Annotated in this window: 11 protein-coding genes and 2 tRNA genes; 7 read left to right on the top strand and 6 right to left on the bottom strand. The window is 73.7% G+C overall.

All coding sequences use genetic code 11. The annotated features are described in order from the left end of the window. Positions 1-2662, top strand: a 2662-nt coding sequence (locus tag MHY29_RS06770) for an ExeM/NucH family extracellular endonuclease (RefSeq protein WP_370643468.1), incomplete at its 5' end; no start/stop codon positions are given. Between the two features lie 96 nt (positions 2663-2758). Here MHY29_RS06770 and MHY29_RS06765 read toward each other — a convergent pair. Continuing rightward, positions 2759-4759: an FAD/NAD(P)-binding domain-containing protein gene (locus MHY29_RS06765; protein WP_239239232.1), complete on the bottom strand. Its 2001-nt coding sequence runs from the start codon at positions 4757-4759 to the stop codon at positions 2759-2761. A 314-nt stretch (positions 4760-5073) separates the two neighbouring features. Here MHY29_RS06765 and MHY29_RS06760 point away from each other — a divergent pair, with 314 nt between their 5' ends. Next, complete coding sequence (locus MHY29_RS06760; protein WP_239239229.1) at positions 5074-5907, top strand: PRC and DUF2382 domain-containing protein; 834 nt, start codon at positions 5074-5076, stop codon at positions 5905-5907. A gap of 189 nt (positions 5908-6096) precedes the next feature. Beyond that, positions 6097-6185, top strand: a tRNA-Ser gene (locus MHY29_RS06755). A gap of 87 nt (positions 6186-6272) precedes the next feature. On the opposite strand, the gene MHY29_RS06750 is transcribed toward MHY29_RS06755, so the two are convergent. Continuing rightward, a complete protein-coding gene (locus MHY29_RS06750) occupies positions 6273-7118 on the bottom strand; it encodes a hypothetical protein (RefSeq protein WP_224355628.1) in 846 nt (281 codons plus the stop codon). Positions 7119-7128: 10 nt separating this feature from the next. Continuing rightward, positions 7129-8373 carry an MFS transporter gene (locus tag MHY29_RS06745; protein ID WP_239239226.1) on the bottom strand — a complete coding sequence of 415 codons (1245 nt, stop codon included), beginning with the start codon at positions 8371-8373 and terminating at the stop codon, positions 7129-7131. A 36-nt stretch (positions 8374-8409) separates the two neighbouring features. On the opposite strand from MHY29_RS06745, the gene MHY29_RS06740 reads away from it, so the two are divergent. Continuing rightward, the gene (locus MHY29_RS06740; protein ID WP_239239224.1) at positions 8410-9885 is read left to right on the top strand and encodes a phosphomannomutase/phosphoglucomutase; all 1476 of its coding nucleotides are present in this window, start codon (positions 8410-8412) and stop codon (positions 9883-9885) included. A 91-nt stretch (positions 9886-9976) separates the two neighbouring features. On the opposite strand, the gene MHY29_RS06735 is transcribed toward MHY29_RS06740, so the two are convergent. Continuing rightward, positions 9977-12154 (bottom strand): RecQ family ATP-dependent DNA helicase, encoded by a 2178-nt coding sequence (locus tag MHY29_RS06735; protein ID WP_239239221.1) that lies wholly within the window; start codon positions 12152-12154, stop codon positions 9977-9979. An 87-nt stretch (positions 12155-12241) separates the two neighbouring features. Here MHY29_RS06735 and MHY29_RS06730 point away from each other — a divergent pair, with 87 nt between their 5' ends. Together MHY29_RS06730 and MHY29_RS06725 are read left to right on the top strand one after the other, a co-directional pair. Continuing rightward, entirely contained in the window at positions 12242-12685 is a 444-nt protein-coding gene (locus MHY29_RS06730) for an Rrf2 family transcriptional regulator (protein ID WP_239239219.1), read from the top strand. A 106-nt stretch (positions 12686-12791) separates the two neighbouring features. Continuing rightward, on the top strand, positions 12792-13979 hold the full coding sequence (locus MHY29_RS06725) for a globin domain-containing protein (protein ID WP_224355633.1): 1188 nt from the start codon (positions 12792-12794) through the stop codon (positions 13977-13979). 82 nt (positions 13980-14061) lie between these two features. Here the strand turns inward: MHY29_RS06725 and MHY29_RS06720 are convergent, their stop codons facing one another. Beyond that, complete coding sequence (locus MHY29_RS06720; RefSeq protein WP_239239216.1) at positions 14062-15906, bottom strand: phosphoenolpyruvate carboxykinase (GTP); 1845 nt, start codon at positions 15904-15906, stop codon at positions 14062-14064. A gap of 240 nt (positions 15907-16146) precedes the next feature. On the opposite strand from MHY29_RS06720, the gene MHY29_RS06715 reads away from it, so the two are divergent. After that, positions 16147-16220, top strand: a tRNA-Arg gene (locus MHY29_RS06715). Between the two features lie 112 nt (positions 16221-16332). Here the strand turns inward: MHY29_RS06715 and MHY29_RS06710 are convergent. Next, positions 16333-17380 (bottom strand): N-acetylmuramoyl-L-alanine amidase (locus tag MHY29_RS06710; RefSeq protein ID WP_239239213.1); only part of this gene is annotated, 1048 nt, incomplete at its 5' end.

The following is a 17380-nucleotide window of genomic DNA, read 5'->3' as shown; positions in this document are numbered from 1 at the left end:
GGCCGCCGCGACCCTGCTCGCCCCCGCCGTCCTCGCCCTCCCCGCCCAGGCCTCTCCGGCCGGTGACTCGCTGGTGATCAACGAGGCCTACACGAACGGCGGCTCCGCCGGCGCCCTGTTCACCCACAAGTTCGTGGAGCTCTACAACCCCACGGACCAGCCGATCAGCCTCGACGGCTGGTCCCTGCAGTACCGCTCCGCCACGGGCACCACCGCCCCGTCGACGACCGTCGCGCTCTCCGGCACCGTCCCCGCCAAGGGCCACTTCCTCATCCAGGGCGGCTCCAACGGCGCCACGGGCGCCGCCCTCCCGACGCCGGACCTCACCACGTCCTTCAACCCGGCCGGCACCAAGGGCACCATCGTCCTCGCGGACCAGGCCGGCACCGTCGCCGGGCTGCCCACGGGCTCCGTGGTCACCGACCAGGTGGCCGGCGTCGCCGACGTGCTCGGCTACGGCGCCACCAACACCTTCGAGACCGCCGCGTCCGGCGCGCCCGCCGCGAACTCGGACCCGAAGTCCATCGCCCGCACCGGAGGCGCCGACACGGACGACAACGCCGCCGACTTCACGGTCACCGCGGACGTCACCCCGCAGAACGCCGCGGGCGGCGGCACCGCCCCGGTGGACCCGGTGGACCCCGTCGATCCGACTCCGGCCCCGGCGCCGTCCGTCACCGTCGCCGAGATCCAGGGCACCGGCGCGACCTCCCCGCTCGAGGGCCGCCGCGTGAGCACCACCGGCGTGGTCACGGCCGTGTACTCCACGGGTGGCTACGACGGCTTCTACATCCAGACCGCCGGCACCGGCGGCGCCGAGGACGCCACCCCGGGCGCCTCGGACGGCGTCTTCGTGTACGCCCCGGCCGAGGTCGGCTCCGTGACCCTGGGCCAGACCGTGACGGTGACCGGCGACGTCGCCGAGTACTACGGCCTCACCCAGGTGAAGGCGGAGGCCGGAGGCGTCCGCCAGGCCGCGGAGGCCGGCGCCCCCGTGACCGCCCGCGAGCTCGCCTTCCCGCTGACCGAGGCGGAGAAGGAGGCGCACGAGGGCGAGCTGCTCGCCCCCGCCGGCGCGTGGACCGTCACGGACAACTACGACGTGAACCAGTACGGCTCCCTGGGCCTGGCCCCGGGCACCTCCCCGCTGCCGAACCCGACCTCCGTCGCCCTGCCCGGCGCCGATGCCCAGGCCGTGGCCGCGGACAACGCGCAGCGGCTGATCGTCCTGGACGACGGCGCCTCCACGAACTTCTTCCGCTCCCCCGGCAACCAGAACGCCCTGCCCTACATCGACGCCGACGCCCCCGCTCGGGTGGGCTCCGCCGTCGACTTCCGCACCCCGGTGATCCTGGACTACCGCTACGGCGCGTGGTCCTTCCAGCCGCTCGGCCACCTCACGGACGCGAACAAGGCCGAGGTCCAGCCGGTGGACATCGCCGACACGCGCCCCGCGGAGGCCGTGCGCGAGGACCTCGGCGGCAACGTCACCGTGGGCTCGTTCAACGTGCTGAACTACTTCACCACCCTCGGCGAGGACGTCCCCGGCTGCGGCTACTACGCGGACAAGGACGGCGCGCCCGTCTCCACCAAGGGCTGCCTGCCGCGCGGCGCCTACACCGAGGAGGCCTTCCTCGAGCAGCAGGCCAAGATCGCCACCGCGATCAACGGCATGGACACCTCGGTGGTGGCCCTCGAGGAGATCGAGAACTCCGAGAAGTTCGGCCTGGACCGCGACCACGCGCTCGCCCACCTGGTGGACGCGCTGAACGCCCAGGCCGGCTACGCCAAGTGGGCCTACGTGGCCTCCCCGACCGTGCGCCCGGCCCTGGCCGACGAGGACGTCATCCGCTCGGCGTTCATCTACCAGCCCGCGGAGGTCACCCCCGTGGGCGAGTCCGTGATCCTGGACGACCAGGTGAACTTCGCCAACGCCCGAGAGCCCATGGCCCAGGCCTTCCGCGTGGCGGACGGCTCGGCCGGGGGCGTGGTGGGCACCGAGTTCGTGGCGATCACCAACCACTTCAAGTCCAAGGGCGGCTCCGGCGCCACCGGCGACAACGTGGACACCGGCGACGGCCAGGGCGCCTACAACGGCGACCGCACCCGCATGGCCCAGGCCCTCGTGGCGTTCGCCGAGCAGATGAAGGTCCAGGCCGGCACCGACCGTGTGCTGCTCATGGGCGACTTCAACTCCTACGAGAAGGAGGACCCGATCCGCGTCCTCGAGGCGGCGGGCTACATCTCCCAGGGCGCCAAGACGGGCGAGTACTCGTACACGTTCGACGGCGCCGTCGGCAGCCTGGACGGGATCTACGCCTCCCCGGCGGCGGACGCCACCGTGACCGGCCAGGACATCTGGATGATCAACGCCAACGAGTCCGTGGCCTTCGAGTACTCGCGGGACAACTACGTGGGCGAGGAGTTCTACGCCCCGGACCAGTGGCGCTCCTCCGACCACAACCCGGTCCTCGTGGGCCTGCAGCTCGACGCCCCGGCCGCGCCGGTCGTCCCGACGCCGGGCACCCGCCCGACCCCGCCCGCGGACCAGTGCGCGCTGATCACCTCCCCGCGGGGTGCGAAGGCGTCCGCTGGGTTCTCCGCCTCCGAGTGGATGCGCTGCGCCGGCGTCCACCCGGGCAAGGGCCGCGGCCGCGGCTGACCCCGCCTCCGGGGCGCCGCGGCGCCCGGGACGGCCGGCCTTCACCACGGGGCCCGGGAGGATCTCCTCCCGGGCCCCGTGGGCTTCGTCCGCGCGTCAGCCCCCGAGCGCGACCCGCGCGGCCGCGTCGGCGTCGGCGAGGAACAGGGCCCGGTCCCGGACGTCCGCCCCGGCCTCCGCGGCGATCGCGGTGCCCCACTGGACGCCGGAGAGCTGGAGCCCGAGGACCAGGACGCCCTCGCGCACGGTCCCGTCGGCGCCGCGCAGGCGGTGGGGACGGGCCGTCACGTCGAACCCGGAGCTCGAGCGCAGGGCGCCGTCCTCGTCCTCCCACCGTCCGACGGCGGCCACGCCGTCCGCCAGCATCTGGCGCACCAGTGGGGTGGCGGCGGCCTCCACCCGGCTCGGCGGCATCATCGCCTCCACCAGCCAGGCGGCCTCCGTGACGGCGGGGGCCACGGCGTCGTCCGCCCCGACCTGCGGGCTGCGGGCGCGGAAGACCCCGGCCTCGGCGTCGGCCTCCACCTGCGGGCCGGGCCCGGCCCAGCTCAGCAGGCCGGCGCGGTGCAGGGCGAGCATCTGCTCGACGCGCACCAGGGGCGGGCCCGAGGCCAGCCCCTCGACGAGCGGTTCGAACCAGCCCTGGACGTCCCGGATCCGCGAGGCGTCCGTGAGCAGTCCCTGCGCGATCCACGCCTTGATCCGCAGCCGCCCCGCGTGGAGCGTGCCGACGGCCTGCATGAACGGGGAGTCCTCCCCCGCGGCGGCTTCCCCGCACGCCTGCTCGAGCACGCCGGCGACGGCCTCCTGGTAGGCGGCGGCGTCGTCGAACACGGCGCCCTGGAAGGGGGCGGCCCAGGAGCGGATGTCGAGGAAGCGCATCCCCGGGGCGAACGCGTGGAGGAGCTCCTGGCCGTGGCGTGCGGTCACGGGGGCGCCGCGGCCGGCGCTCTCGAACATGCCCACCAGCTCCCGCACGAACCGGCCGGCGTCCGCGGGGCCGCCCAGGCGCTCGGGGTGCACGCGCGCCAGGGTGGCGTAGTAGGCGCGCACCACGTCGCGATGCAGGAGGGGCCAGAGGTGCTCGGCCAAGTCCAGCTGCCCGTGGCGGGCCACCAGGGCCTCGGCCTCCGTGTCCGTCAGATAGGACATGCGCACCCCGCGGGGCACGAACGCGTCCACGGCCGCCTTGGGGAGGTAGGGGAGTCCGCGCCGGGAGAGCAGGTGGAGGACGGGCTCGCGCCCGGAGGGGATGTAGCGCAGGGCCCGTCCCGGCTCCCCACCCGTCGGCTCGAGCCGGCCGCCGCGGCCCTCGCTGAGGCGCGCCTGGAGGTCGAAGGCGTTGAGTCCCATGCCGCGCACGAGCACCGTGGCCCCGGGGGCGATGCCGTCCACATCCAGCTCGGCGGGCAGGTGGGGGCCGCGGTAGTGCAGGGCGGGCGAGGCGTCCGCGGCCTCCGCCAGGCGGCGCTGGGCCGCGGACGGCTCGGCGTCCTGATGCCCCAGGCACAGCACCACGACGTCGGCCTGCAGCTCCCGGGGCGGCGTCCCGTCCACGGGACGCAGGGTGAGGCGCCAGGCGCTGGGCGACTCCGGGGCGGCGACCGGGCCGCCCTCGGAGGCGGCGCGCAGCGCGACGGCCTGGGCGGCGTGGACCGTCACCGCCGCGACCTCGGGCCGGGCGCGCAGGGCGTCGAGGACGGCGGCGACGACGTCCTCGAGGTAGCGGCCGTAGACGGCGCGCGGCGGGTAGTCGGTGCGCTCGAGGCCGGCGGCGCGGTCGGGACGGGCCAACCGCCACTGGTCGAAGGAGAGGGAGACGGAGGAGGGGGCGAGGCCGGGGTTGTCGGCCGCGCAGGCCGTCGGGAAGAAGGCCGGCGTGTTCATGAGCAGCAGCGGATCCTGGTCCGGGCGCCAGACGCGGCCGGGTCCGGGCGGGAACGGATCCACCACGTGCACCGCCAGGGATCCGGTCGGCCGGGGCTCGGACGCCGCCTCCAGACGGGCGAGGAGCCGGTCCAGGACCATGACCCCGCGCGGGCCGGCGCCCACGACGGCGATGGCGCGGGTCGGCTCGGAAATGGACGGTGGCGACATTCTTCTCCTCTCATCCGCCGGAGGAAGCCTGCCTCCGCTCATCAAGATTACTTCGCCGCATGCCTGCCGGCCCTGACCCCCCTCCAGGTCCTTCGAATCCGCTGTGAAGACGTGGCACCCCAGCGAACGGGGGACTCGCGAACCGCATGATTCCAACGATTCCCTCGCAACTCTGGGAGAAGCCTGGGAATGCGAGAAGGGCGGGGGAGGGGTGTTGACGGGCCCGTGGCCGGTGCGGAATGGTGGTCAATGTCAGCGAGGGAATCCTCACTGGCGAATGATTCAGAGAATCCAGATCAGAAGGAGCATTCATCATGGATCGCAACGCTCTCGACCAGCTGCAGAACGGCCACGTCTTCTCCACCGACGGCGAGAAGATCGGCTCCGTGGGCCAGGTCTACCTGGACGACGTGACCAACGAGCCCACGTTCGTCACCGTGAAGACCGGCCTGTTCGGCGCCAAGGAGACCTTCGTCCCGCTGCAGCAGGCGCAGACCACCACCGACGGCATCACCGTCCCCTTCACCAAGGACTTCGTGAAGGACGCCCCGAACGTGGACGCCGACGGCTCCCTTACCCCCGAGGAGGAGCAGCGCATCTACGAGTACTACTCCATGGACTACTCCGCTGTGGACACCCACGACCGCCGCGACGTGCGTGACGCCGCTGCCGCCGGCACCGCCGGTGGCGTGGTGACTGACCGCGAGCGCCGCGACGTCGTGGACAACGACCGCCGTGACGTCGTGGACAACGACCGTCGCGACCTGGTCGACGGCGACGCCGACTCCGTGGTCGTCAAGGACGAGAAGCTGAACGTGGGCACCGAGCGCCGCGCCACCGGTCGCGTCCGCCTGCGCAAGCAGTCCTACACCACCACCGAGACCGTCGAGGTCCCCGTGACCCGCGAGGAGGTCGTGGTGGAGCGCGAGTCCGTCGACCCGAACTCCGCCGAGGCCCGCACCGCCGGCCGCGACGGTGACATCGAGGTGACCACCTACGAGGAGACCCCGGTCGTCAACAAGACCGTGGAGGCCGAGAAGGTGTCCCTGGGCAAGCGCACCGTGCAGGACACCGAGACCGTGTCCGAGGAGCTCACCCACGAGGACGTCAAGATCGACGGCGACGACGTCGACGGCCGTCGCCGCTGAGCAGGCATCGCGCCTGACGGCGCATGAGGCTCACTGAGCACCACGAGGGCCCCGGATCCACGCTGGATCCGGGGCCCTCTGCTGTGCCTGCCGCCGCCCCGGGACGGCCCCGCCTTTTGCCGCGGCCCCACCGCGCGCGGTACGCTGGACGGGTTCATCGGTGGGCCGTCACGCCCGCCGTGGACGGAGGGAGACGTGCCAGAGCGGCCGAATGGACTTCACTGCTAATGAAGGGCTCGCCGATAGGTGGGCCGGGGGTTCAAATCCCCCCGTCTCCGCACTGAACGAGGGCCCCGGATCCGTCAGGATCCGGGGCCCTCGTCATGTGCGGGCCCACGCACGACGGCCCGGGCGACGGGAGGGGGTCAGCCGCGGCCCTCGCGGCGCTCCTTCATGCGGCGCAGCAGCTCGAAGGCCTCCGGCACGGACAGGCTCGAGTGGCTGGAGAGCTGCACGGCGGCCGACTCCAGGTTGCCGTCGCGCACCATCGCGGAGAGCTGGTCGCGCAGCCACGGCGGGAGGTCCTGGGAGGCCAGGCGCACGGACTCCTCGCCGCGCATGACCTCCACCTCGAACGGCGGCTCCTCCGGGGCGGGGTCGGCGGTCCAGCCCTCGGGCACGGTCAGCGTGGTGAGCTCCTCCGGGGCCTGGCGCCCCGGCCTTCGGGACGTCGCTCCGTCGGCCTCGGGATCGGCGGCGGCATCGCCGCCAGGGGCCGGCTCGGCATCCGGGGCCGGTCCGGCCTCGGACGGCTCGGCTCGACGGAGACGGGGACGCGCGGAGGACTCGCCGTCCCGTCCGCGCCCGTCCGAGGGACCCCGGGGCGGCCCGGAGGGCATGTCAGCGGCGGCGGGGGAGGCGTCGTCGGCGGGCTCGGCCTGCACGGGCAGGGACCACACCTGGGGGTGCAGGGTGAGGGACTGGATGTCCAGGATGGCGTCCCGGACCCCGCGGCCGGTGGCCCGGCGGTAGTCACGGACGGCCTCGAAGGGCCGCCCCTGGGCGATGTGTCCGTACACGGCCCGGTGCGTGGCCTCGTCGAGACGGCGGGCGGCGGTCCGGGCGCGCTCGGGGCTCGCCTCCACGGTGTCCGCCCCGGTCCCCGTCGCGCTGCGTGTGGGGGCCTGGGAGCGACCGGAGAGCCGACGGGCCACGAGCAGGGTGATCCCGCCGATCACCACGACGGCGAGGATCGGCACCAGGTATTCCATGCCCACCAGTCTAGGCGGCGGCCCCCTCGGCCACGGCGGAGGGGGGCGGCGGTCCGGCGTCCTCGCGGCCGCGCAGGACCACCAGGGCGACGACGAGTGCGACCGCCGCGAGCCCCGCCACCATGAACACGGTGCCGGCCCAGCCCACGCCCTCGTGGAAGACGCCCCCGAGCCAGCCGAACAGGCTCGAGCCCGCGTAGTACGCCAGGTTGTACAGCGAGGTGGACTGGGCCCGGCCGGTCGGGGCGGCCGTCCCCGCCCAGCCGGAGGCCACGGAGTGCGCCGCGAAGAACGCCCCGGTGGCCACCACGAGGGCGGGCACCAGGACGAACGGGCTGGGCACCAGGGTGAGGAGGACGCCGACGGCCATGAGCGCCGTCGACCCCGTGAGGACCTTCAACCGCCCCACCCGCACGGCCAGGCGCCCCGCGCGCGGCGAGGACCACGTGCCGGCCAGGTAGGCCAGGAACACCAGGCCCACCGCGGTGGGTGGCCACCCGAACGGCGGGGCCAGCAGCGTGTAGCCGATGTAGTTGTACAGGGCCACGAAGCCGCCCATCAGCAGCGCGGCCTGCAGGTAGAGCGCCACCAGCCCGGGCGTGCGCAGGTGCCCGCCGATGATCCGACCCAGCCGCGCGAGGGACAACCGCACCGGCGTCGAGCGCCGCGCCGGCGGGGTGACGAACAGGAACGCCACGGTGCAGGCGGCCCCCGCTGCGGTGACGGCGAGCATGCCGGCGCGCCAGCCTGCCCATTCCCCCACCGGCATCGCCAGCAGCCGGCCGGAGAGTCCGCCCAGGGTCGTCCCCGCGACGTAGGTGCCGGCCGCCACCGGCACGACACGTGGGGCCACCTCTTCGGCCAGCAGCGTCACTGCCAGGCCGGCCACGCCCCCGTGGGCCATGCCCTCGAGCAGACGCATGCCCATCAAGAGCTCGATCGAGGGCATGAACACCCCGACGAGCGCGAGCACGGAGGCGGAGACGAGCGAGGCGACCATCACGGGCCGACGGCCCCACCGGTCCCCCGCCAGGGACCACGGGACGACGGAGAGGGCCAGGCCCAGCGTCCCGGCCGAGACCAGCAGGGCGGCCCGGTGGGAGGGCACCCCCAGGTCGGAGCTGACCAGGGGCAGCAGCCCCTGGGGGGAGTAGAGCTGTGCGAACGTGGCCACGCCGGCAAGGAACAGGCCCAGGAGCAGCCTTCGATACAGCGGCGTGCCGGGCTCGAGCGGAGCAGGGAGGGCGGGGGGCACGTGGTCACTCTACGGCCGGGCCGTATCATCGATCGGGTGACTACAGCAGCTGACGCGATCGATCTGCGCGACTCCTTCAAGGCCTACGACGTCCGTGGCATCGTGGGCGAGACCATCACCGCGGAGACGGTGCGCGCCGTGGGCGCCGCGTTCGTGGACGTGCTCGGCCTGGCCGGCCAGACCGTCCTGGTCGGCGGAGATATGCGCCCGTCCTCCCCCGAGTTCATCGAGGCCTTCGCCGAGGGCGCCACCCGCCGCGGCGGGAACGTGCAGCGCATCGGACTGATCTCCACGGACATGCTGTACTACGCCGCCGGCGTGGAGCAGGCGGCCGGCGTGATGTTCACTGCCTCCCACAACCCGGCCGCGTACAACGGCATGAAGATGGCCAAGGCCGGCGCCGTGCCGGTGTCCTCGGACACCGGCCTGTACGAGATCCGCGACGTCGCCCAGGGCTACCTCGACGCCGGGGAGATCCCCGCCGCCGACGCCCAGGGCTCGGTGACGGAGTCCGACATCCTCACCGGCTACGCGGAGTACCTGCGCTCGCTGGTGGACCTGAGCGGCATCCGCCCGCTCAAGGTCGTGGTGGACGCCGGCAACGGCATGGCCGGCAAGACCACGCCCGCCGTGCTCGGCGGCGAGGTCCTCGAGGCGCTCCCGCTGGAGATCACCCCCCTGTTCTTCGAGCTGGACGGCACGTTCCCGAACCACCCGGCGAACCCGCTGGAGCCGGAGAACCTGCGCGACCTCCAGAGGGCCGTGGTGGAGCACGGCGCGGACATCGGCCTGGCCTTCGACGGCGACGCCGACCGCTGCTTCGTGATCGACGAGCAGGGCGAGCCGGTCTCCCCCTCCGCCGTCACCGCGCTTGTCGCCCGCCGGGAGATCGCCCGGGCGAAGGCCGCCGGCGAGGAGACCCCGGTGATCATCCACAACCTGATCACCTCCCGCGCCGTGCCGGAGCTCGTGTCCGCGGACGGCGGCCGGGCCGTGCAGACCCGCGTGGGCCACTCCTTCATCAAGGCCGTGATGGCCTCCGAGGGCGCCGTGTTCGGCGGCGAGCACTCCGCGCACTACTACTTCCGGGACTTCTTCAACGCGGACACCGGCATGCTCGCCGCGATGCACGTGCTGGCGGCCCTCGGTGAGCAGGACGGCCCCCTCTCGACGCTCGGCGCCGAGTACGAGCCCTACGTCGCCTCCGGCGAGATCAACTCGCAGGTGGAGGACAAGGACGCCGCCGTGGCGGCCGTCCTGGCGCGCTTCGCCCCCCAGGCCGCGGACGGCGGCGCGTCCGGCACCGCCGTGGAGGACGCCGTGGCCGGGACCTCCACCTCGGTGCTGCGGATGGACGGCACCACCGTCTCCGCCGCCGACGGCTCCTGGTGGTTCAACCTGCGCCCCTCCAACACGGAGCCCTTCCTGCGCTACAACGGCGAGGCGAAGGACCGGGCGACCATGGAGACCGTCCGCGACGCCGTCCTGGCGATCGTCCGCGCCCCGCGCTGACCCGCCTCCGGCGCCCGCTCCGGGGCCGTCGTCCGCCGCACGCGGACGACGGCCCCGAGGCGCTCCCCGCACCTCCGCCGTTCTGGATCTCTCAGCCGTTCTGGGCGAGCACGAACGGCAGCACGCCCTGCGCGCCGGTCCCGCGCAGCACGCGGGCCGCCTCGGCGAGGGACCAGCGGGAGTCCGCGAGGTCGTCCACCAGCAGGACGGGGCCGTGGCGGCCGGCGTCGGGGGCGGTGGCGAGCATGCGGGCCATGCCCTCCGGCACGGCGAACCGCCCGTGGACGGAGGCCAGCCGGTAGGCGCTGTTGCCGCCCGGGCCCGCGGTGGGCCCGCCGCCCACGAGCTCGAGGGGGCCGAGGAACGGGAGTCGGCCCAGGCCGGCCAGCCCGCGGGCCAGGGAGTCCACGAGCTGCGGCCGGCCGCGCGAGGGCATGGCCACCACCGCGATGGGCCGCTCCTGCCACCCCCACTCCGCCAGGACCCGGACGGCGGCCTGCAGGACCTCCTCCGGGACGGGGGCGTCCGGGGCGGCGAGCAGCTCCCGCAGGCGGGAGCCCCAGCCCAGGTCCGTCAGGCGGGCCAGGGCGCGGCCCTCCTCCGCCTGCTCCGCCGGGGAGATGCGCCCCTTCACCGGCACGTGGAGCCGGTCCATGCCGGAGGGCCACATCCGCCGCGGCTCCAGGGGGACCCCGGTGCGCCGCAGTGCCCGGTCCGCCTGCTCCCGCGCCGCACCGTCCCAGCCGGTGGGGTACCAGGGGCCGGCGCAGACGTCGCAGCGCCCGCACGGCGCCGCCGTGGGGTCGTCCAGGGTGCGGGCGAGGAACTCCATGCGGCAGGTCTGCGTGGTCTGGTAGTCCAGCATGAGCCGCTCCTCCGCCCGCCGAGCCTCGGCCACGCGGGCGTAGCGCTCGGCATCGTAGGTCCAGGGGCTGCCGGTGGCGCGCCACCCTCCCCCCACGCGCTCCACGGCGCCGTCCACGGACAGCACCTTGAGCAGCAGCTCGAGGGCGGTGCGCTTGACGGAGACCACCGGCTCCAGCGCGGCCACGGACATCGCCCCGCCGGACTCCTCGAGGGCCTCCAGCACGGCCCTCGCCTGGGCCTCGTCCGGCATGGAGGCCGTGGCGAAGTACTCCCAGATCGCCCGGTCCTCCTGCCCCGGCAGCAGCAGGACGTCCGCGTGGTCCGTGCCTCGGCCGGCGCGTCCCACCTGCTGGTAGTACGCGACCGGCGAGCTGGGAGCCCCCAGGTGCACCACGAACGTCAGGTCCGGCTTGTCGAACCCCATGCCCAGCGCGGAGGTGGCGATCACGGCCTTGACGCGGTTGTCCTTGAGATCCTGCTCGATCCGTGCCCGCTGCTCCGGGTCCGTCCGCCCCGTGTAGGCCACGACCTCGTGCCCGGCCTCGCGCATGGCCCGCGCGGTGTCCTCCGCCGCGGAGACGGTCAGTGCGTAGACGATGCCCGAGCCGGGCAGCTCCCCCAGGTGCTGCAGCAGCCAGGCCAGGCGCGCCGCCGGGGAGGGCAGGCGCAGCACGCCCAGCCGCAGCGACGCCCGGGCCAGCGGGCCGCGGAGCACGAACACGTCCTGGCGGGACTCCACGTCCAGCTGCTCCACCACGTCCTGCACCACGCGTGCGTTGGCGGTGGCCGTGGTGGCGAGCACAGGAACCGCCCGCGGCCCGGATGAGGGCAGCAGGCGGATGAGGTCGCGGATACGGCGGTAGTCCGGGCGGAAGTCGTGCCCCCAGTCCGAGATGCAGTGGGCCTCGTCCACCACCAGCAGCCTCATGCGGGACACCAGGTCCGGGAGCTGCTCGTCCCGGAAGCGCGGGTTGGTCAGCCGCTCCGGGGAGATGAGCAGCACGTCCACCTCGTCCGCCTCCAGCGACCGGCGCACGTCCTCCCATTCGGTGGCGTTGGCCGAGCTGAGCGACGCGGCGCGCACCCCGGCCCGGGCGGCCGCCGCCACCTGGTCCCGCATCAGGGCCAGCAGCGGCGAGACGATCAGCGTGGGCCCGGCGCCGCGCGCCCGCAGGAGCAGGGACGCCACGAAGTACACGGCGGACTTGCCCCAGCCGGTGCGCTGGACCACCAGGGCCCGCCGCCGGTGGGCCACGAGGGCCTCCACGGCCTCGTACTGGCCGTCCTTGAACTCGGCGTCCGGACGACCCACCAGAGCGCGGAGCACGCCCAGCGCCTCCGCGTACAGGGCGGGGTCCGCGACGGCGGCCGGACGGGCGGGATCCTGCGGCGAGGTGCTCATGGGCGCCAGTCTGCCACCGGCCCCCGACGCCGTACGCGGTCCGGGACGGCACGGCAATCCTGCATGTCAGGGTGGGACAATGGGCCCATGAAGCTCACCGCGTTCACTGACGTCTGCCTGCGGGTCCTGATGACCCTCGGCCGGGACGCGGGGGCCAAGATGACCAGCCAGGAGATCGCGGACCGCATCGGTGTGCCCTACAACCACGTGGTCAAGGCCGTCGGCGAGCTGCGCCGTCGGGGGCTGGTGGACGTCGCCCGCGGGCGCGCGGGCGGCGCCGTCATCACCGAGGCCGGCCTGGACCAGCGGGTGGGCGAGCTCGTGCGCGCCCTGAGCGGCCGTCCCGAGATCGTGGACTGCGAAGGCCTGGAGAGCGGCACCCCCTGCCCCCTGCTGGAGGCGTGCAGCCTGCGCGGCGCGCTCGCCCGCGCCCGGGAGGCGTTCTTCGCCGAGCTGGACCGGCAACGGGTCCGGGACCTGGTCTCCCTGCCCGCCGAGTTCCTCGGGCTGCGGCGGCTCCCCGGTGCCTGAGCGGAGGGGCCGGGACCACCGGAGGAGGCGGGTCGCGCGGGCGGCGGACGAGGAGTAATCTCACCTCGGAAATACCATTTATCGCCGCCCGCCCCAGGAGGACCCCATGCTGTCCGAGAAGTCCCGCCCCGTGATCGAGGCGACCGCCGCCGTCGTCTCCGCGAACATGCCCCAGATCACGCCCGCGTTCTACGGCCACATGTTCGAGGCCCACCCCGAGCTGCTCGACGGCACCTTCTCCCGCGCCAACCAGCTCAACGGCGAGCAGGCCCAGGCACTGGCCGGCTCGATCGTGCACTTCGCCGCGCACCTGCTCGAGCACCCCGACTCCCTCCCGGAGGCCGTCCTCGCCCGCATCGCCCACAAGCACACCGCCCTGGGCATCACCGAGGACCAGTACCAGGTCGTCTACGAGAACCTCTTCTGGGCCATCGCCCAGGTCCTCGGCGACGCCGTCACCCCCGAGGTCGCCGAGGCCTGGACCGAGGTGTACTGGCTCATGGCCGACGCCCTGATCACGCTGGAGAAGGACCTCTACGCCGTCCAGGCGAACGACAGGATGTGGACCGACTGGAAGGTCGTCGCCAAGGAGCCCACCGGCAACGCCGCCGTGACCTTCCGCCTCGAGCCGGCCGACGACACCCCGCAGACCCCCGGCCGGCCCGGCGGCTACGTCTCCGTGCGCGTCACGGTCGCCGACGGCCTGCGCCAGGCCCGCCAGTACTCCCTCTCCGAGTCCGCCTCCTCCACGGGGCAGCGCGTCATCACCGTGAAGCTGGACGAGGCCGGCGAAGTCTCCCCCGTGCTCATCCAGGAGGTCGAGGTCGGCGACGTCGTCGAGCTCTCCAACCCCTACGGCGACATCACCCTCCAGGACTCCGACGCCCCGCTCGTGCTGATGACCGCGGGCATCGGCATCACCCCGGCCGCCGCCATCCTCGACTCCCTGGCCGCCTCCGGCTCGCAGCGCGAGGTGCGCGTCCTCCACGGCGACGCCTCCTGGGACTCCGTGGCCCTGCGCGACCAGGTCCTCGAGGACGTCGCGTCCCTGCCCCACGCGCAGGCCGACCTCTGGTTCGGCGTGGCGCCGGAGACCGCCCCCGAGGGCGTCTCCGTCCACGAGGGCAAGGTGGACACCGCCGCCGCGGCCCTCCCCGAGGGCGCCGACTACATCCTCTGCGGCCCCCTGGCCTTCATGAAGTCCGAGCGCTCCGCCCTCATCGAGGCCGGCGTGCCCGCCCCCAGGATCCGCTACGAGATCTTCGGCCCGGACCTCTGGATCGCCGCCACCTGATCCCCCGCACCACGACGCCGGCCCCTCACCTCCGAAGAGGTGAGGGGCCGGCGTCGTTCCGGCCGGTCGGGCCCGAGACCGATCAGGCCTGGGCGAAGCGCTCCTGCTGCGCGGCGAAGCGGTCGCGGATGGACTGCGGCAGGGACTCGCCGAACTGGCCGAGCCACTCGGCGATCAGCTCGTTCTCCTTGGCCCACTCGTCCGGGTCCACCTTCAGGGCGTCCTCGAGGTCCGCGTCGGCGACCTTGAGGCCGGTGAGGTCGAGGGCCTCGGGGGTCGGCGTGATGCCGATGGGGGTCTCGACCCCCTCGGCCTTGCCCTCGATGCGCTCCACGATCCACTTGAGCACGCGGGAGTTCTCACCGAAGCCCGGCCAGGCGAAGCCGCCGTCGCGGTTGCGGCGGAACCAGTTCACCAGGTAGATGCGGGGCAACTTCTCCGCGTCGGCCTTGCCGGACTCCTCGACCCAGTGGGCCAGGTAGTCGCCGGCGTCGTAGCCGAGGAAGGGGAGCATGGCCATCGGGTCGCGGCGCACCACGCCCACGGCGCCGGCGGCGGCCGCGGTGGTCTCCGAGGAGAGGGTGGCGCCCTTGAGGATGCCGTCCTCCCAGTCGAAGGCCTCGGTGACCAGGGGGACGGTGGTCTTGCGGCGGCCGCCGAAGAGGATGGCGTCCAGCTTCACGCCCTCGGGGGCGAAGTACTCCTGCGCCAGCATGTCCGTCTGGTCGATCGGGGTGCAGAAGCGGGAGTTCGGGTGGGCGGCCTTGGTCTCGGACTCGGGGGTCCAGTCGTTGCCGCGCCAGTCGATGAGGTGGTCCGGGGTGTCGTCCGTCATGCCCTCCCACCACACGCCGCCCTCGTCGGTGAGGGCGACGTTGGTGAAGATGGAGTTGCCCTTGGCGATGGCGCGCATGGCGTTCGGGTTGGTGGACCAGCCGGTGCCCGGGGCCACGCCGAAGTAGCCGGTCTCCGGGTTGATCACGCGGAACTCGCCGTCCTTGCCGGCGCGGATCCAGGTGATGTCGTCGCCCAGGGTCTCGGCCTTCCAGCCCTCCACCGTGGGGTCGATCAGCGCGAGGTTGGTCTTGCCGCAGGCGGACGGGAAGGCGCCGGCGATGTGGTACGCCTTGCCCTCCGGGGAGGTCAGCTTGAGGATCAGCATGTGCTCGGCGAGCCAGCCCTCGTCGCGGGCCATCACGGAGGCGATGCGCAGCGCGTAGCACTTCTTGCCCAGCAGGGCGTTGCCGCCGTAGCCGGAGCCGTAGGACCAGATGGAGCGCTCCTCGGGGAAGTGCACGATCCACTTGGTGGGGTTGCAGGGCCACGGCACGTCCTCCTGGCCCGGCTCCAGCGGGGCGCCCACGGAGTGCACGGCCGGCACGTAGAAGGCCTCGTCGCGGGACATCCTGTCCAGGACCTCGCGGCCGATGCGGGCCATGATGCGCATGGACATGACCACGTAGGCGGAGTCGGTGACCTCCACGCCGTACTTGGGGTCCTCGGCGTCCAGGTGGCCCATGACGAACGGGATCACGTACATGGTGCGGCCGCGCATGGAGCCGGCGAAGGCGTCGTCGAGGATGCCGTGCATCTCCTTCGGGTCCATCCAGTTGTTGGTGAACCCGGCGTCCTCCTCCTTCTCGGAGCAGATGAAGGTGCGGTCCTCGACGCGGGCGACGTCCGCGGGGTCGGAGAAGGCGGCGTACGAGTTGGGGAGCTTCTTCTCGTTCAGCTTCGTCAGCGTGCCGGCCGCGACGAGCTCGGCGGCCAGACGGTCGTACTCCTCCTGGGAGCCGTCCACCCAGTGGACCGCGTCCGGCTGCGTGAGCTCGGCGATCCCGGCGACCCACTCGCGCAGCTGGGCGTAGTCGGTCGGGGCGTCCTTGGTCGCGAGCTCCGTGAACGAGGTGGTGGCGTTGTCTGCCATGCTGGAGAGTCCTCCCGATCGGTCCTGAACCGTCCCGTACCCACCCCGGGCGTGCACACCCGCGACGGGTGCACCACGTCCTTGTGGCTGCACGGTCGGCTCCAGACTACCCGAGGTGGCCGGCCCGAGACCCCGCTCACCCCGGGTGACGAGCGACGACGACGCCGGTCGGACCCCGGTTTTGCATCCTCGCCGGACCGCGTGTATAGTTCTACGAGTTCGCCCCGCAGGGGAGAGCAAGCGCCCATAGCTCAGCTGGATAGAGCGTCTGTCTACGGAACAGAAGGTCAGGGGTTCGAATCCCTTTGGGCGCACAGTGGAAGGCCCCCTCCTCGGAGGGGGCCTTCGCCGCGTCGGGAGCCGGCGGTGCCGCCTGGGCCCGGGAGCGCGACGGCGATCGCCGTACCCCGTCCGTGGGGCGCCTGCTCAGCGCCGCCCCGCGGCCTCGAGCGCGGCCCAGGTCAGCGGGCCCGTGAACCCGTCCTGGGCCAGGCCGCTGCGGCGCTGGAAGGCGCGGACGGCCGCCGTCGCGCGGGCGGCGTAGAGGCCCGTGCGCGGCACCCGGTGACCGGCCGTCGTGAGCAGGGCCTGCACCCGCTTCACATCCGCCCCGCGGGAGCCCGGGCCGAGCACGCGGCGGGAGGCCGGCGCCGCGGCGGAGGGCGTCGTCGTCGCGGCCCTGCGCGGGTCGGCCGGGATGGACGCGGCCCGCCCACTCGGGTCGCTCACGCTCAGGCGGCCCGTGGCCAGGGTGCGCGCCACATCCGCGCGGAGCACCCCGAGTCGGGCGTGGAAGGCGCCCCCGGGGCACTGGGTGGCCATGAGGTCGCCGTGGCCCACGATGTCCGCGGGGCGGATCCCGTACTGCCGGCAGATGTGCGCGGCGAGCTGCACGAGCGCCCGGTACTGGGCGGGCGTGGGCAGCCCGGTGACGTAGGACCCCTCGCACTCGATGCCGATCTTCCCTGTGTTCTGCCCGGAGACGTGCGCTCCCTTCACATGCCGGTCCCCCGCGCGCAGCGCCGCGAGCGAGCCGGCGCGGCCCTCCAGGCAGTGGCCGCCGCGGGTGACGGTGAAGTGCTGCCCGGAGTCGTCGAATCCCCGGCCCATGTGGTCCTGCTGGCAGGCCCGGGCCAGCCCGTACGCATGGGCCAGGGAGGTCTCCGCCGTGTTCGGGGACGCCATGTGGTGGATCACCAGCCGGGTCGGGCTGGCGCGGACCACCTCGGGCGCGCTGCGCGGGGACCGGGCGCCCCACTGGGGGGTGGAGTGCACCACCGGGCCCGCGAACGCGGCCGCGGGGACGGCGCCCGCGGCCGCCGCCCCGGCGGCTCCGGCGGCGGCCAGGCCCCCGACGAGCACGGCGCGACGACCCGGGGACGCCGCGGCAGGAGGGACGGGGGCGTGCTGGACATGACGGGGCAGGGCGTGCTTCACGAGTGCTCCAGGGGATACGGTGCGGTCGGGATGGGGG

It is taken from the genome of Micrococcus sp. ACRRV, assembly GCF_022346985.1.
Lineage (GTDB): Bacteria > Actinomycetota > Actinomycetes > Actinomycetales > Micrococcaceae > Micrococcus > Micrococcus porci.
Note: the sequence above shows the minus strand (reverse complement) of the source record. Positions and strands in the feature narration are given on the sequence as shown.

Coding starts and splice junctions, on each gene's coding strand:
- MHY29_RS06730 (WP_239239219.1), top strand. CDS start 12,242: ATGAAGCTCACCGCGTTCACTGACGTCTGCCTGCGGGTCCTGATGACC.
- MHY29_RS06765 (WP_239239232.1), bottom strand. CDS start 4,759: ATGTCGCCACCGTCCATTTCCGAGCCGACCCGCGCCATCGCCGTCGTG.
- MHY29_RS06720 (WP_239239216.1), bottom strand. CDS start 15,906: ATGGCAGACAACGCCACCACCTCGTTCACGGAGCTCGCGACCAAGGAC.
- MHY29_RS06760 (WP_239239229.1), top strand. CDS start 5,074: ATGGATCGCAACGCTCTCGACCAGCTGCAGAACGGCCACGTCTTCTCC.
- MHY29_RS06725 (WP_224355633.1), top strand. CDS start 12,792: ATGCTGTCCGAGAAGTCCCGCCCCGTGATCGAGGCGACCGCCGCCGTC.
- MHY29_RS06735 (WP_239239221.1), bottom strand. CDS start 12,154: ATGAGCACCTCGCCGCAGGATCCCGCCCGTCCGGCCGCCGTCGCGGAC.
- MHY29_RS06750 (WP_224355628.1), bottom strand. CDS start 7,118: ATGGAATACCTGGTGCCGATCCTCGCCGTCGTGGTGATCGGCGGGATC.